This is a genomic window from Oceaniglobus indicus, assembly GCF_002751875.1.
GTDB classification, from domain to species: domain Bacteria; phylum Pseudomonadota; class Alphaproteobacteria; order Rhodobacterales; family Rhodobacteraceae; genus Oceaniglobus; species Oceaniglobus indicus.
Genome location: NZ_NMZM01000005.1, coordinates 118,818 through 134,707, shown reverse-complemented (window position 1 = coordinate 134,707; position 15,890 = coordinate 118,818). Strand labels below are relative to the sequence as shown.

Below are 15,890 nucleotides of genomic sequence, written 5' to 3'. Positions count from 1 at the left end.
CCTGTCGCCGTGGCACGGCGCGATCACGCCGTGTCTTCCATCATCTGCGACAATCCCGCGTCCTGCATCAGGCGCTGTGCCTCCTCGGCCAGCATCCGTTCGGTCGCCATCCCCTTGATCGGCACGCGCCCCGCTTCCAGAAACAATGGCGCGGACAGGGGCGAGACACCGTTCAGCGTGACATGGTCGATGCGCCCGGCGGTGCGCGCCAACATCTCTTCGATCCGGCCGAAATCCACCAGGCCCTTCAGCGCCTCTTCGCGGGTGATCTGCATCAGAACGTGGTCGGGGTCGTATTTGTGCAAGGTGTCATACAGGATATCCGAGGAAAAAGTCGCCTGACGTCCGGTTTTGCGCTGGCCCGGGCTGACCCGGTCGATCAGGCCGGCGATTACGGCGCTGGCGCGGAAGGTGCGTTTCATCACCGCGTTGCCGGCCAGCCACGTCTCGAACCCGTCGCGCAGGTCGTCACCCTGAAACAGGGGGGCGGGATCGGTGACGGGGGTCAGGCCCCAGATCAGCACGGCGTAATCGGTGGCAACGAAGCCCATGGGGTTCAGGCCCGCAGCCTCCATCCGTTGGGTGACCAACAGGCCCAGCGTCTGCATCGCGTTGCGCCCGGCAAAGCCGTAGACGCACAGGTGATGGCGGCCGCGCCATGGAAACGTTTCGACCAGCAACCGATCCGGTTCCGGCAGTCTTGATCGTTCGCGTTGCAGGTGCAGCCAGGCGCGCGTGTGGTCGGGCAGTTCGGGCCAATCGTCCTGGCCGAACATCCGCAGGATGCGTTGCGACAACTGCGTCGAGGTGGCGAACTTGGTGCCGCCGAAGGTCGCGATCTTGGGGCGCTTGTCGGCGCGGCGGGTGACCTCGACCGTCATCTCGCGCAGGTTTTCATAGCGCACGATTTCGCCGCCGATCAGGAAGGTGTCGCCGGGCGTCAGGGTGGCGGCAAAGCCTTCCTCGACCTCGCCCAAGGGGGCGCCGCCACGCCGGTTCTTCAGCCGCACCTTCAGCTTGTCGGTGTCCTGGATCGTGCCGATGTTCATGCGGATCTGGCGCGCGGCGCGCGGGTCGCGCAGGTGCCACAGCCCGTCGGTCTGCTTCAGCCTTTGCCAGCGGTCATATCCCGTCAGGGCATAGCCGCCGGTCGCCACGAAATCGAGGCAGGCGTCGAAATCGGGGCGTGACAGCGCGGCATAGGCGCCCGCGGTCGTGACCTCGGCGAACAGGGCGTCGGCCTCGAACGGCCCGGCGCAGGCCGTGATCAGGATCTGTTGGCACAGCACGTCGCGCGGGCCGGGGCCGCGCGGATCGCCGTCCAGATCCCGGGCGCGCACGGCATCAAGGGCGGCGACGCATTCGACGATCTCGAAACGGTTCGCCGGCACCAACAGCGCCTTGGACGGCGCGTTATAGCGGTGATTGGCCCGCCCGATCCGCTGAACCAGCCGTTTGACGTTCTTCGGCGCGCCCACCTGGATCACCAGATCGACATTGCCCCAGTCGATCCCCAGGTCCAGCGATCCGGTGCAGACGATGGCCTTCAGATCGCCCGCGACCATGGCCGCCTCGACCCGGGTGCGTTGTTCGCGCGACAGGGATCCGTGGTGGATGCCGATGGGCAGGGCGTCATCATTGGCCAGCCACAGGTTGTGAAAGAAGATCTCGGCCTGGGCGCGCGTGTTGTGAAAGATCAGCGTGGTATCGTGGCGCCTGACCTGTTCCAGAACCGCCGGAATCGCATAGGCCGCGCCGCCGCCCGACCATGGCGGCGGCGCGTCCGTGCGCAGCATGGCGATGTCGGGGTCCGGGCCGGGATCGGCGTGGATGATGGCGCAGGGGTCGGGGTGGCGCGCGAGGAACCGCGCGATGGCGGCGGGGTCTTCGACGGTCGCCGACAGACCGACCCGGCGCAACCCGGGCACCAGCGTCTGCAACCGCGCCAACGCCAGCATCAATTGATCGCCGCGCTTGGATTCGGCCAGCGCGTGGATCTCATCGACCACCACCCGTTGCAGCCCGGCAAAGATCCGCGGCGCGTCTTCATAGCTGAGCAGCAGGGCAAGACTTTCGGGTGTCGTCAGCAGGATATGCGGCGGATCGGCGCGTTGGCGTTTGCGTTGCGTGGCGGTGGTGTCGCCGGTGCGGTCCTCGATCCGGATCGGCAGGTTCATCTCGGCCACCGGTGTCGACAGGTTGCGCCGGATGTCGGCGGCAAGCGCCTTGAGCGGCGAGATATAGAGCGTGTGCAATCCCTTGTGCGCCCCGTCAGCCAGTTCCGCCAGCGTCGGCAGGAACCCGGCCAGCGTCTTGCCGCCCCCCGTCGGCGCGATCAGCAACAGTGCGGGGGCGTCGGCCTGTTCGACCATCTGCCGCTGATGCGGATGCACCGACCAGCCGCGCGCGGCGAACCAGTCGGTAAAAAGGGGGGGAAGCGTGGCCATGCCGAGGATCTAGGGCCGCGGGGTGGCCCGGGAAAGACCCCGCGCCATGAAACGGCGCGTCCGATCATCGCTCAGCGGACGATGTCTTCCTCCTTGACAAACATGTTGGCCCAGGCGCGGTCCAGCAATTCGGGGCTCATCTGATAGGGGATGCCTTCGAAGTCGCAGATCGAGATCATCTGATCGATCAGGAACACCGGCTGATAGTTGGCATAGATGTTGTCGATGGTCGGATACTTGTTCTTCAGCAGGTGGATCAGCGTCGGTTCGTTCAGCGGCATCTTCTTTTTCTTCGCCACCATGGCAAAGATCTTGAGGAAATCCGACTGGTTCGGGCCGTCGATCTTGATCTTGTAGAAGATCCGCCGCAACGCCGCCTGATCGAAGATCTTGTTGGGGTGGAAGTTGGTGGAAAAGATCACCAGCGTATCAAACGGCACGGTGAACTTCTCGCCCGATTGCAGGGCCAGGATGTCCTTGGATTCCTCCAGCGGCACGATCCAGCGGTTGATCAGCGCCTGGGGCGGATCGGCCTGACGGCCCAGGTCGTCGACGATGAAGATGCCGCCGGTGGATTTCAGTTGCAGCGGCGCCTGATAGGTCCGCGAGGTCGCGTTATAGACCAGATCCAGCATCCCGAGGTTCAATTCGCCCCCCGTGACCACCGTCGGCCGCTGGCAATGGACATAGCGGGTGTCGAACCGGGTGATGCGGCGCAGGGCGGTGGGATCTTCGGCCTCGGCCTCGACCGCCGTGTGCACGATGGGGTCATAGACCGTGATCACCTGGCCCGAATACTCGATGGCGCGCGGCACATAGATCGTGTCGCCGATGGCGTCGCGCACCCCGTTCGAGATCGAGGATTTACCGTTGCCCGGCGGGCCATACATCAGGATCGACCGGCCCGACCCCACGGCGGGGCCGAGATTGTCCAGCAGGTCATCGGGCAGGATCAGATGGCCCATGGCGCGGATCAGCTGGCTGCGCGTGATGCGGATGTTGCGGATCGACTGGCGTTTCACCTGATCCGCATAGACGGCCAGGGGCACCGGCATGGCGCCGTAATACTCCGACTGGCTCAGCGCATCCAGCGCCCGCGCCTTGCCCGCATCCGAAAGCTGATAGCCCATTTCGGAGGATGAGGTGGCGTGCAGCGTGCCTGTCGCCTCGATCAGTTTCTGCATCCGCGCCGCATCGACTAATTCCTGGGTCACGTTCACCGGCAGGCAGATCACCTTGGCAATCTCGCTGACGTGTTCCAGGTTCATGCGGAAGATCGTTTTCAACAGGATGTCGCGCATCATCACCGGCGGCAGGCACATCGCTTCCAGCGTGCGGGGGGGCGGGGGCGCCATGACGGAACTGATCGGTGCATTCATCGTGGGGGCCTCTGGTCTGTTGTTCGTTTTTCCAACCATTCCATCGGGACGCCTGAATTTGGCCACCCTTCGGAGACAATGATCGTCACGATCCGATATGACAGGCCAATATGGCCAAATGATGGACGAGGTGAGTGATGAAGCGGACACGACCGATCGGCCTTGCCGTGACGATCCTTGTGGCGATTGCCGTGCTGGGAGGGCTGAGCGCGGCGCGCGGCGGGCTTTATGCCGACCGCTATGAAGGCGACATGATGCACCTTGTCGAAATGGTGCTGCGCATGGCCGACGGGCAATGGCCGCACCTTGATTTCATGACGCCGATCGGGTTGTTCGGCACCTGGCCGATCGCGATCTTCGTCAAGGCCGGATACGGGTTCGGCATGGCGGTGCATCTGGCGCAGATCGCGGTCGCGCTGGTGCTGGCGCCCTGCGTCTTCTGGGCCGCGTTCAGCCGGTTTCAGGGCGTGTTCGCCCATGCCTTCGCGGTTGTCGTGATGATCCTGACGCTGGCGCTGGTCCATGGCGAGGCGGACCCGAACATTTCGCTTTCCATGCATTACAACCGCTGGGCCTGGGCGTTCACCTTCGTGGCGCTGACGCTGGCGTTTTTGCCGAACCGGGGCGTGGCGCGTCCGACGCTGGACGGCATCCTGATCGGTCTGGCGCTGGCGGTGGTGGTGCTGATCAAGGTGACGTATCTTGTGGCGCTGGCGCCTGGCATTGTCGTGGCCCTGGCCGCGCGGGGCGCGTGGCGGCCCCTGGTGACGGCGCTGGTGGCCGGAATCGTCGCGCTGGGGGCTGTGACGGTGTGGCAGGGCGTGGCGTTCTGGCCGGCGTATATCGATGATCTGCTGACGGTCGCGACCTCTGACGCGCGCTCGAATCCAGGTCGGCCGCTGAACAAGGTGCTGACGGCGCCGATGTTCCTGGGCGCGCATATCCTGACCCTTCTGGCGGTGGTCCTGCTGCGCCAGGGCGGGCGCGGGCCTTCGGGACTGGCGCTTCTGGTGCTGTTTCCGGGGCTGGTCTATGTGACGTTCCAGAACTTCGGCAACGATCCGCAATGGCTGCTCTGGGCCGGTCTGTTCGTGTTGGCGGTGCGCCCCGCGACGGGTGTGAAAAACACCTGGGGCTGGGAGGTGCGCCCGGCGCTTGGCCTGGTCGCGGCGGCGATGCTGGCGCTGATCTCGCCGTCGTTGCTGAACATGGCATACAGCCCTTTCCGCCACTACGCGACCGATGTGACGAAATTCGTGCCGGTGTTTCGCGACGAGGACCAGCACGGCGATTTCTTTACCTTTTCTGAACGGGCCTATCAGGTGAACATGCTGATCGCCGGGGAACGGCCGGGCGGCGGGCTCGAGACCTATCGCGCCCTGGCCGAGCGGGAAAAGCGCGGCGGATCCGAAGCGGTGCTGAACGGCGAGACGTTCGAAGTCTGCACGATCCAGAACGGCCTTGTGGCGTGGTTCCAGACGGTCGCCGACAACCTGGAAAAGGCGGGCTTCGCCGATGGCACGCAGATCATGACGGCGGACCTGCTGTCGGCGTTGCCGCTGTTCAAGGACGGTATTGATTTCGTCGAAGGTGGCGCGCCGTGGCGCTATGTCGGCGTGCCCGGGATCCAGAATGCCGATTATGTCATGGTGCCGCTGTGTGCCGTGAATGGGCGCAGCCGGCGCTGGATCCTCGAAGAGATCGAAGCGCGCGGCATCGCGCTGACCGAAGTCTATCGCGATGCGCTGATCATCCTGCTGAAGACCGACAACGCGGATCAGACCCCGGCGGCGGCCAGCACGAGATAGAACAGAAGCATCGCCCCCAAAGGCAGGCCCATGGGAAATTTCGCGTGGGTCCAGCTGACCCAATCGGGAAAGCGGCGCCGGATCGCGGGGACCGCACGGGCGGCGCGGTGTGTCACGAACGCGGCCAAGGTGATGGCGGCGAACAGCAACAGCAGGTTGGGCAGATCGTCCAGCATGACGAAGGGCGCGGCGGCGGCGGCGAATTTCGCATCGCCCGCCCCAAGACCCCCGGCCATGTTCAGAAAGAACCCGACAGCCAGAACGACGATCAGATGCAGCCAGTTCCACAGCCACAGATCGAAGGGCAGGGCAAAGGGGCCGACCACCAGATAGACCAGGAACAGCGCCATCACGGCCTTGTTCGGAATCTTCATGTGCGCCATGTCGTTCCACGCGACCCAGATGCAGATCGGCGTGACGAAGGGCAGAAACGCCAGCGCGGCGCCGGCAGGCAGGGTCAGCACGGTCAGTTCTGCACGTTGGCGTCAAGCGCTTCCAGCGACCGGGCCGCGGCATCGAAATACTGCGGGTGCGTCTCGACGGCCTGTTTCAACAACCCCTTGCCGATGGCCACATCGCCCTGCTTGATCGCGGTCAGCGCCATGGTGTGCATCAGCTGCGCCTGTTCCACCTGGGTCATCTCCACAACCGGCAGGTCGTATTTGCGTTGCGCACCGCGGGCCAGCACCAGGTTGTTCTTGGCGGTGAACATGGCGGGATCGTGGGTGATCGCCTGGCCGAACAGGCGTTCGGCATCGGCGTATTCGCCGCGTGTCAGCTTGGAATATCCCCAGTTGTTCATCACGGACGCGGGTTTCGTCGTCAGGCCCGCCGCGATTTCATAGAAACTGTCGGCCTTCTTCCACTGCTTGTTGCCATCGGCGATCATCGCTTCCAGCTGATACCGCTTGTAGCTTTCATAGGTCGGCGGCACCCGGTGCAATTCGGTTTCGGCGCGTTTCCAGTCGTCGGACCGGATCAGGGCGTCGGCCAGATTCACGCGGTCCTCGGGGGTTGCGTCCTTGTGGGCGACCGCCTCGTTCCAGACGGTGACGGCTTCGGCGTTGCGCTTGGCGCGCACCAGCGATGTGCCAAGACCACGCTTCAGATCGACCCGGTCGGGGTTGTCCTTGACCGCGCGTTGAAAGTAGGTGACCGCCTCGTTCGGGTCGGCCACGGTCAGCATGATGTCGTTCAGATTGCTTTCGTCGATCACGTTGACGTTTTTCAGCGCGCGTTCGACTTCTGCATCCCCTGACCTGTCGCAACCCGCAAGAGCGATCGCACTGCCAATGCAGAGCGTCAGAATCAATTGGTGGCGCATATGCCTGCGTCCTTATCCTGCTCGATGACGTCTTCGCTTCAGGATTTCGACAGGATCAGGTATTCCCCGGTTCCGCGCCGCACCAGTGCGAAGTTGCTGTTATCGTCGGGAGTGTAGGTCGGATTTCCGATTTTGGCGAGGGCCAGCGCAAGATTTGCCCGAATGTCGTCACTTTCGCCACTATCCAGCGCAAAGGCGGTGCGAAAGACACGCTCGGCCTCGGGGAACTTGCGCCGCTCCATCAGGACGACGCCAAGGTTGTTCCAGGCCGGCACGAAGGTTTCATCGACCTCGACCGCCCGGCGCAGAATGCGTTCGGCCTGGCCCAGGCGCCCCAGTTTCAGGTTGGCCGACCCGATGGCCGACAGCACATCGACGGTGGTGCCCTGTTGCGCGGCGGCGCGGTAATACGCTTTCAACGCCAGTTCGTATTCCCTGGCCGCCATCAGGCGGTGACCCACCAACAGGCCATCGACGCTTTCCGCCCCGCGCGGCACATCGTCGGGCGCGAACGGGCTTGGATCCCTTTCGGCCAGAAGGCCGCCAATGTTTCCACAGGCGGCCAGCAGCAGGACCATCGACAGGATGGCAAAGGCGGTTCGGGCCATGGCCTCACATTTTGAATTTGCCGAGCGTTTCGACGATATTGTAGATTGATGGCCCCAGCAGGATGATCAGCAGCGGCGGCACCGTCAGCATCATTGTGGCAAGGGTCATCTTGGTGGGCAAGGTGTTTGCCTTTTCTTCGGCCCGCATCACGCGTTTGTCACGCATTTCGGCGGAAAAGACGCGCAATGCTTCGGCCACCGAGGTGCCGAAGGTCGCCGACTGAATCAGCACGGTGACGAAGCTGGCCACATCGGTCACGCCGGCCCGTTCGGCCATGTCGCGCAGGACCGACACCTTGTCCTTGCCGGCCTTGATCTCGTGGCTGACGATTTCGAATTCGTCGGCCAGGGCGGGGTATCCCGACCGGATCTCCTTGGACACACGCACGATGGCCTGGTCCAGCGATTGCCCGGCTTCGACGCAGACCAGCATCATGTCCAGGCTGTCGGGGAAACCGTTGGTGATTTCTTCGCGGCGCTGTTGCTGGCGCTTCGTGACCCAGTATTTCGGCGCCATGTATCCGATCGCGCCGGGAATCAGGATCGACAGGATCAGGGATTGCGTCGTCGGCTCGCCCGTCGCGCTGGACAGGATGGCATAGAGCACGCCGATCACCAGAAGCAGGATTCCCAGCGCGAACTGGGCGAAATGGAACGTGCGCACCGCGGTTTTCGAGCGGTATCCGGCCTGCATGAGTTTCAGGCGAACCGACGAATATTCCTCGTCGTTCTGCGGTTCGAGGAAGTTGGAGTATTTCTCGAGCTTGTCGGTCTTGCTGCTGTTGCGCAGCGACACGCCCTTGCCCTGTTTTTCGCTTTCGGCGCGGCGGGCCTTGGCCAGCTTGTCCAGCGGATCGGCACGGCGTTTCATCAGCACCGGCAGGGTCAGCGCCACCAGCAGCAGACCCAGACCGCCCACCGCGTAAAGCGGGCCGGCCGGGCCCAGCTTGTCGGTCAGCATGTCGAATATCATTTCCATGGCGGACCCTCAGACCTTGATGTTCACAAGGGCCTTCATCACGATGATGTTGACCACGAGAAAGGCGGCGACGACCAGGCACGCCGGGATGAAATACGCGGTTTCCTTGACCGCGTCGTAATAATCGGGCGACAGCAGGTTGATCATTACCAGCGCGCCCAGCGGGAACACCGACAGGAACATGCCCGACCATTTCGCCTCGGCCGTGATCGCCTTGACCCGGCGGAACAGCTTGAACCGCGAGCGGATGACCTTGGCCAGACCGTCGAGGATTTCGGCAAGGTTGCCGCCCGATGTCTGCTGGATCGTGACCGCGACGGCCAGGAATCGCAGATCCTGCATGTCCATCCGTTCGGCCATGGATTTCAGCGCATCGCCCACGTTGCGCCCATAGGCGGCTTCGTCCGCGATCACGCCCATTTCGGTGCCCAGCGGATCGGGCACCTCTTTCGCCACGATGTTCACGGCCGCGCCGAACGGGTGGCCGACCCGCAGCGAGCGGACCATCAGTTCGACCGCATCGGGCAGTTGTTCTTCCATCAGGGCCAGGCGCTTCTTGGCCTTGCCGTTGACCCAGACATAGACGCCGCCGATGCCCATCGCCACGGCCACCGCGATGCGGATCGGCGTGCTGGCCGAGGTCTGAAGGGTCAGGCCGACATAGGCGATGCCGCCCAGCACGACCATCACCACCATCATCTGAACCGGGGTAAACGCGATGTTGGCCAGTTGCGCCTTTTTCGCCAGCAGCGAATACAGCGGGATTTTCTGGCTTTTCATGTGCTGGCCCATCTCCTTGCGGAGCTGTTCCAGAACCTGTTCGCGTCCCTTGCCCTTTTCCAGCATGTCCAGCCGGCGGTTGACGCGGCTGTTCAGGCTGATGCTCTTGCCGAAGACGGTCAGGTAGATGCCTTCGACCAGCACCAGGACGGCGACGAAGATCAGCCCGTAGATAAGCGGTTCTGCACTGATGACCATGGTTCAGCGTCCCGGATTGAAGGGTTCGAACATTTCCGCAGGCAGATCCATGCCCCACATCTTGAAACGCTCTGAAAAATGCGACCGCACGCCCGTCGCGGTGAAGTGGCCCAGGATCTTGTTTTCCGGCGTCAGGCCCACCCGTTGAAAGCGGAACACCTCCTGCATCGAGATCACGTCGCCCTCCATGCCGGTGATTTCGGTGATGGATGTCATGCGGCGGCTGCCGTCCTGCAGGCGCGAAGCCTGAACGATCAGGTTCACGGCCGACGCAATCTGCGACCGGACGGCCTTCAGCGGCATTTCGATCCCGGCCATGGCGATCATGTTTTCCAGACGCGAAACCCCGTCACGGGCGCTGTTGGCGTGGATCGTCGTCATCGACCCGTCGTGGCCGGTGTTCATCGCCTGCAGCATGTCGATGACTTCCTCGCCCCGGGTTTCGCCGACGATGATCCGGTCCGGGCGCATCCGCAGGGCGTTCTTCAGGCAATCGCGCTGGGATACGGCGCCCTTGCCCTCGACGTTGGCGGGGCGGCTTTCCATCCGGCCCACGTGGGTCTGTTGCAGTTGCAGTTCGGCCGTATCCTCGATCGTCAGGATGCGTTCGTCGTTGTCGATGAACGATGACAGCGCGTTCAGCGTCGTCGTCTTGCCCGAGCCGGTGCCGCCCGACACGATGATGTTCAGGCGGGTCGAAACGGCGGCTTCCAGATACAGCGCCATTTCGTCCGAGAAAGCGCCGAACCTGACCAGATCGTCGATGCCCAGCTTTTCCTTCTTGAATTTCCGGATCGACACCAGCGATCCGTCGACCGCGATGGGCGGAACCATGGCGTTGAAGCGTGAGCCGTCGGCCAGGCGGGCGTCGACATAGGGGTTCGATTCGTCCACCCGCCGGCCGACCGCCGACACAATCTTGTCGATGATCCGCAGCAGGTGCCGTTCGTCCTTGAACGTGATGTCGGTCAGCGTCAGCTTGCCGTCGCGTTCCACGAAGATCTGTTGCGGGCCGTTCACCAGGATATCGTTGACGCCGTCGTCCTTCAGCAACGCTTCGAGCGGGCCCAGGCCCTTGACCTCGTCATACAATTCCTGGTTCAGCGTCAGGCGTTCTTCGCGGTTCAGAACGATGCCGATCTCGTTCAGTGCCTCGCTGGTGATGTCCATGATCTCGGTCTTGAGATCGGATTCGCTGGCCGCTTCGAGGGCCGAGAGGTTGAGGTTGTCCAGAAGGCGGCTGTGCATCTCGACCTTGATTTCGCCCAGTCGTTCGCGCCGCTTCTTTTCCTTGTTCTCGGGGGCGACGACCGCGGCGACCTTCTGGGGTTTCGCGCGCACCGACGCCGGCAGTTGTTTGGTTTGCGGTGCCGTGGCCGGCATCTTGACCGCCGCGGCCTGGGCCACCGCTTGCAGCGGCTTGGGCGCCTGGGCTGCGGCGGCCTGTGCCTGGGCCTGCTTCTTGTATCTGGCGAACATGTAGACCTCTACTTTCCGGCTGCGACGGCGCGGTTCAACTCATGGGCCGACTTTGCAAGTTTCTGGATTTCGCGGCGCAGCGGGTTCTTCTTGGCGACCTCGGCCAGGGGCAGGCCGTGGTCGCATGCCTGCACCACCTGTGCGCCGCCATCGGGCAGCTGCACCTCGATCGTGATCTCCAGGTTCTCGGCCAGTCGCTTGACCCGGCTCTTGCCCGCCAGGTCGGTGAATTTCGGCGCCCGGTTCAGGATATAGCGCAGCTTTTCCACCGGCAGGTCCTCGGCCTTCAGCGCCCGGATCAGCCGCAGGGCGTTCTGCGCCGACCGCATGTCCATCTCGAGCAGCAGGAAATAGATGTGCGCGGCGTTCAGAACGGTTTCAGTCCAGTGCACGACCGTCGAAGGCATGTCGATGATGACGTAATCGAAGTTATGCCGGGCCAGTTCGATGATCCGTTCGACATCCGTCGGCGTGATCAGGTCCAGCGGCAGCATGTCGGCCGGTGCGGTCAGGACATGCAGCTTGTCGTTGAACGTCAGCAGCGCGTGCATGAAGCTTTCGCTGTCCATCGTTTCGGTGTTTGTCAGCATCTCGAACACCGCCTCGCGGCGGTTCAGGTCCAGATAGGTGGCCACCGCGCCGAACTGAAGGTCGAGATCCAGGATACAGACGCGCGGTGCGTCGTCTTTCGACATCGTCGCCAGTTCCCACCCCAGATTGACCGCGAAGGTCGTGGCGCCGACACCGCCCGACAGGCCGTGAACGGGTATGACCACGCCGTCGCGCCCGTCGTCGGGTTTCACGGCGCGCGGTGTCACTTCGGCCGGGGCGGCGGGTTCAGGCACCGGTTCGGGGGTGCGGATGCGGGCGATGGCGTCGTGAAGCGCACCTTCCGGAAGCGGGTAGGGGACAAACTCCTTCGCGCCCAGCTTGAGAAGCTGATGCAGCACCATCGGGCTGATTTCCTCGGCGATCACCAGGACCTTGATGTCGCGCTTGACGGCTGCGGTGATCAGATCGGCAATGGTGCCGACGTTCGCCTCGTCCTCTTCGTCGATGGCGATCGCAATGAACTCCATCGACGACGCTTCGGGCTGGGCCAGGAAAACCGTGGCGTCGGCAAAGGACAGATCGCCCCACCGTTCGCCCAACTCGGCTTCCATGTCCTCGATCAGAAGGTCGAAATCCTGAACGTCGCGACAGATCGTGCAGGCCAGGATCGGCTCGGCCTCGTGGTCGGCGTCGGTTTCGGCTGCTGCGGTGCTGTTCATCGCCTCGGTCCCTTCCATTCCGGAAAGGGGCGGTGGCCGTCGGCATGTGGCCGTGACACCCTGGTCCCCAAATCCGGGCGCGCTCATTCGGTGGTGCGCCGGTTTCTTCTGGGATTCTTTATGCTGGGAAATGTTGGCGACATTGAGGCCGATTGTGCGGCATTATCCGCCATTCCGGGACATTTTCATGGTCAAACGCCCCGGAGCCTGCGCTGTGTCAGCCGCCGGTCAGGGAGATTCCGCCGTCGCCGCCAATGCCGGGTTCCATGGTCGCGCTGTCGACGTATTCGTCGAAGATGACCTTGGCATATTTGCCGTTCAGGTTGCCGGAACACTGGATGCGCCCCTGGCGATAACCCGCGGCCAGGCCCGGTTGCGGGCTCTTGGGGCTGTAGGACGCGTTCGGGTCCAGGACGACGATCGGGTCCGGCACGATATAGCCCTTGGGCTGATTGCTGCACTTTTGCGCGAGGGTATTGTTCATCGTCGCGTTGCCGAATTGCCCTTCGTCCAGAAAGGCACCGGCGGGCTGGGTAAAGTTCAGCGCGGTTTCCTCGGAGCAGCCTGCGAGGGTCAGCGCGGTCGCGGCGATCACCATGGATGCAATACGAATGTTCATGCCGCTCACTCCATCACATAGCCATAGGAGCCGCCGAAGTCCTGTTTGGCGACTTCACCGGCCGCGCCGCGCGTCGGCCGGTTCGAGGTGCCACCGGCGGTCTTGCCGAACAGGAACAACTCGGATTCGGTGGGCGGCCGGATGCGATCGGTGGGCAGGGCCAGCGCCTCGCCCCGGGTCGGGGTGACAAGGTGCGGCGTGATGATGATGACCAGCTCGCTCTGGTTGCGCGAATATTCGGCGCTGCGGAACAGCGAACCGAGCACGGGAATATCCCCAAGCCACGGCACCTGGCCGTTCAGATCCTGGAAATCGTCCTGCAACAGCCCGGCGATGGCAAAGCTTTCTCCGTCGCGCATCTCGACCGTTGTGGATGTTTCCCGGCGCCGGAAGGCGTTGACCGAAAAGCCGCTGTTGTTGAAGGTCACGGTGTTGTCGAGACCCGAAACCGCGGCGCGCAGTTCGATGTTGATCAGATCGCGGTCCACGACCCGGGGGGTGAACACCAGTTCCACACCGAAGGGCTTGTAGTCGATGGTGACGCCGCCGTCGCCGTCGCTGACGGGAACCGGATATTCGCCACCCGCCAGGAACGATGCTTCCTGCCCCGACAGGGCGGTCAGGTTCGGTTCGGAGAGGGTGCGCACGACGCCCTTGCTTTCCAGCGCTTCGAGAAGCACCGCAAAACGCAGCGAATCGGTGCCGAAGCCAAGGGCCAGAACGCCTTCGGCTTCGCTGGTCGAGGTGTAACCATTTCCGGTCAAGATGTTCGAGGTGTTGTTGTTGTTGCTCAGCTGTCCGGTGCCCGACGAGATGCCGACGCCATCGGTCAGCGTGCCGCCCAGGGCCATCGAAGAGGACAGGCTCTTGCGGACGGACCGCGCCATTTCGGCAAAACGCACCTTCAGCATGACCTGCTGTGTGCCACCCACGCTCATCAGATTGGACACCCGTTCCGGGGCGTAGCGTTCGGCCAGGTCCAGCGCGCGGTCCAGTCGCGAGGCGCTGGACACCACACCCGACAGCACGATGCCGTCATTGGCGGTGCGCACCTCGATCGGCTCGCCCGGCAGGATCTGGCGCAGACGTTCCTTGAACTCGGCGACATCCGGCGCGACCTGCACATCGACGTTGGTGATCAGCCGGCCTTCGGCGTTCAACAGCGTCAGGGTGGTGCGTCCCGGCGACTTGCCCAGCACATAGATGGTGCGGTCGGACAGGGTCGAGATGTCGGCGATACCGGGGTTGGCGATGCTGAGTTCGGCGAAGGGTTGATCGGATTCCACCACCACGGCACGGTTCATCGGCACGTTGAGGCTGCTGGAGGCAGACCCGTTCATCACCCTGAGGGTTTCTGCATGGGACGCGGGGATTGTGGCGAAAGAGAGTGAAACGCCGACAAGCGCGGCTTTCAAAATCCTGTCGATCTGCATGTGATCTGCCTCTCTGATCACTGGGGGAACCGGATCTTGCGCCCGGCTTTAGCGCCACAATGCCCGCGATGTGGATAATTTTCAACAATTTTGCCACCAGCGAGCGTCGGCGATGTGGGTTGGCGGCAACACCGGTCACGGGTGGTGGCAACGCGCCAGCGCAAACACCATATCCGGTGTTGGCGCTGGGCCGCTGAGCATTCGATCAGTTGGTGCAGGGGATCGGGATCTCGACCACCTCGGCGCCCTTGCGGGTGCGAATGGTGCAGACCTGCTGTTTCTCGACCTCGATGACCTGTTCGTCCTCGATGCCCAACAGGTCTTTCTGGTTGACCTCGATGGCCTGCGCCACCGATTCATCCTGGGATCCGACCAGGGCCAGCGACAGCCGGCCGGTGGATTGCGCCTGGGCCAGCGCCGCCACCTGGAGCGATGTCGCCTCGACGGTGACGGTGCGGGCGACGGTGGCGCCCGAGCGGTCCTCGTCCACCGATTGGTCGATGCCGATCAGGCGCACGCCCGTCTCGATCAGCTTGGTGACTTCCTGACGGCCGTTGCTCTTGGGCAGGTTGCCGCTCCAATAGACATCGACCCGGTCGCCGGGGCGCAGGAAACCCGAAACGCCCGAGGACACGTCAACGCGCACCGCAAAAGCGCGCATCCCCTTGGACAGGCGCGACGAGACGCCGGCATCTTCCCCCGGTTCCGTCACCTTCGAGGCCATCACCGCCTCGTTCTTTTCCATCGTCCGCAGGATCGCGCGGGCCTCGCGGTTGTTATCGGGAAACAGCGCGTCCTTGTCGGTGAAAACGCCTTCGGGGATCGCATCGACCGGCCAGGCCACGGGGCGCACATCCTCGGGCGACAGCTTCTCGCCATAGCGGGCGGTGCGCGTCATGACGAACACCTGTTGGGTCGGGACAGCGGGCATCTGTTGCGCCCGTGCGGCGTCCAGCGCGGCCTGTTTGCCATCCATGTAATCGCGGGCCAGGTAGACGGCGAAGCCGGCAAGTCCCAGCCCCAGTATCAGCACAAGTCCAAAGACCATTCGCATCGTGTTTCCTTTCCACTCTCAGTCCTGCAGGGTTCGGACGGGACGAACGCAACCTGTTCATTGTTTCCAGACTGGCCGATAATTACGGCGAAACCATGCCGAATCCGCGTGCATTGCATGATTTTCACCGTCGTGCCGGCGGCAATGGACCGATCATCGGAATGGCCAAACGGGGCGCGGCCAATGGCGCACCCGTCAAGATCGTGCCGTATCCCCGCTACCAGGAGATTGTCGTGGGCCTGGACGCCACGGCCGTGCTGACCGTATGTGTGATGTCTTCGGTGCCGGCCGAGATTGACGCGAAAACCGCCAGGGCCAGAGACATCGTTCCCGCGGTCAGCAAGACCCAGTCGACGGTGGTGGCTCCGTCTTCCTCGCGACGAAAACGATCGAAAAGTCGTAGCATTTGCGCCCCTGACTTACGTTGTGGTCGACGGTCTCGGTGCGCGCGTCCCAGTCGGTCGGATCATCGCGCGATGCTGATGTGCCCCGGCGCCCGTATCGAAGAACC

13 protein-coding genes are annotated in these 15,890 nt (G+C 63.5%); 1 reads left to right on the top strand and 12 read right to left on the bottom strand.

Annotated features, from left to right (window positions below; translation table 11 throughout):
• Positions 1 to 23 precede the first annotated feature (23 nt).
• Together CFP68_RS09550 and CFP68_RS09545 are read right to left on the bottom strand one after the other, a co-directional pair.
• Positions 24 to 2,447, bottom strand: coding sequence for a ligase-associated DNA damage response DEXH box helicase (locus tag CFP68_RS09550; RefSeq protein WP_099826695.1), 2,424 nt, complete (start codon positions 2,445 to 2,447; stop codon positions 24 to 26).
• A gap of 71 nt (positions 2,448 to 2,518) precedes the next feature.
• Positions 2,519 to 3,826, bottom strand: coding sequence for an ATPase (locus CFP68_RS09545; RefSeq protein WP_099826694.1), 1,308 nt, complete (start codon positions 3,824 to 3,826; stop codon positions 2,519 to 2,521).
• A gap of 137 nt (positions 3,827 to 3,963) precedes the next feature.
• On the opposite strand from CFP68_RS09545, the gene CFP68_RS09540 reads away from it, so the two are divergent.
• Positions 3,964 to 5,634, top strand: coding sequence for a hypothetical protein (locus CFP68_RS09540; protein WP_099826693.1), 1,671 nt, complete (start codon positions 3,964 to 3,966; stop codon positions 5,632 to 5,634).
• Here the strand turns inward: CFP68_RS09540 and CFP68_RS09535 are convergent.
• The 10 genes from CFP68_RS09535 to cpaB form a co-directional block, all read right to left on the bottom strand.
• Entirely contained in the window at positions 5,604 to 6,098 is a 495-nt protein-coding gene (locus CFP68_RS09535; RefSeq protein ID WP_169961465.1) for a prepilin peptidase, read from the bottom strand. The genes CFP68_RS09540 and CFP68_RS09535 overlap by 31 nt on opposite strands.
• Before the next feature lie 2 nt (positions 6,099 to 6,100).
• On the bottom strand, positions 6,101 to 6,958 hold the full coding sequence (locus CFP68_RS09530) for a tetratricopeptide repeat protein (protein WP_099826692.1): 858 nt from the start codon (positions 6,956 to 6,958) through the stop codon (positions 6,101 to 6,103).
• A gap of 38 nt (positions 6,959 to 6,996) precedes the next feature.
• Entirely contained in the window at positions 6,997 to 7,566 is a 570-nt protein-coding gene (locus CFP68_RS09525) for a tetratricopeptide repeat protein (RefSeq protein ID WP_099826691.1), read from the bottom strand.
• 4 nt (positions 7,567 to 7,570) lie between these two features.
• A complete protein-coding gene (locus tag CFP68_RS09520; RefSeq protein WP_099826690.1) occupies positions 7,571 to 8,545 on the bottom strand; it encodes a type II secretion system F family protein in 975 nt (324 codons plus the stop codon).
• 9 nt (positions 8,546 to 8,554) lie between these two features.
• A complete protein-coding gene (locus tag CFP68_RS09515; RefSeq protein WP_099826689.1) occupies positions 8,555 to 9,523 on the bottom strand; it encodes a type II secretion system F family protein in 969 nt (322 codons plus the stop codon).
• 3 nt (positions 9,524 to 9,526) lie between these two features.
• A complete protein-coding gene (locus CFP68_RS09510; RefSeq protein WP_099826688.1) occupies positions 9,527 to 11,002 on the bottom strand; it encodes a TadA family conjugal transfer-associated ATPase in 1,476 nt (491 codons plus the stop codon).
• Positions 11,003 to 11,010: 8 nt separating this feature from the next.
• Positions 11,011 to 12,273 (bottom strand): CpaE/TadZ family protein, encoded by a 1,263-nt coding sequence (locus CFP68_RS09505; RefSeq protein WP_099826864.1) that lies wholly within the window; start codon positions 12,271 to 12,273, stop codon positions 11,011 to 11,013.
• Positions 12,274 to 12,490: 217 nt separating this feature from the next.
• Positions 12,491 to 12,892: a hypothetical protein gene (locus CFP68_RS09500; RefSeq protein ID WP_145953425.1), complete on the bottom strand. Its 402-nt coding sequence runs from the start codon at positions 12,890 to 12,892 to the stop codon at positions 12,491 to 12,493.
• A gap of 5 nt (positions 12,893 to 12,897) precedes the next feature.
• Positions 12,898 to 14,325 carry a type II and III secretion system protein family protein gene (locus tag CFP68_RS09495; protein ID WP_099826686.1) on the bottom strand — a complete coding sequence of 476 codons (1,428 nt, stop codon included), beginning with the start codon at positions 14,323 to 14,325 and terminating at the stop codon, positions 12,898 to 12,900.
• A 205-nt stretch (positions 14,326 to 14,530) separates the two neighbouring features.
• Positions 14,531 to 15,379, bottom strand: coding sequence for a Flp pilus assembly protein CpaB (gene cpaB, locus CFP68_RS09490; protein WP_099826685.1), 849 nt, complete (start codon positions 15,377 to 15,379; stop codon positions 14,531 to 14,533).
• Between the last annotated feature and the right edge of the window lie 511 nt (positions 15,380 to 15,890).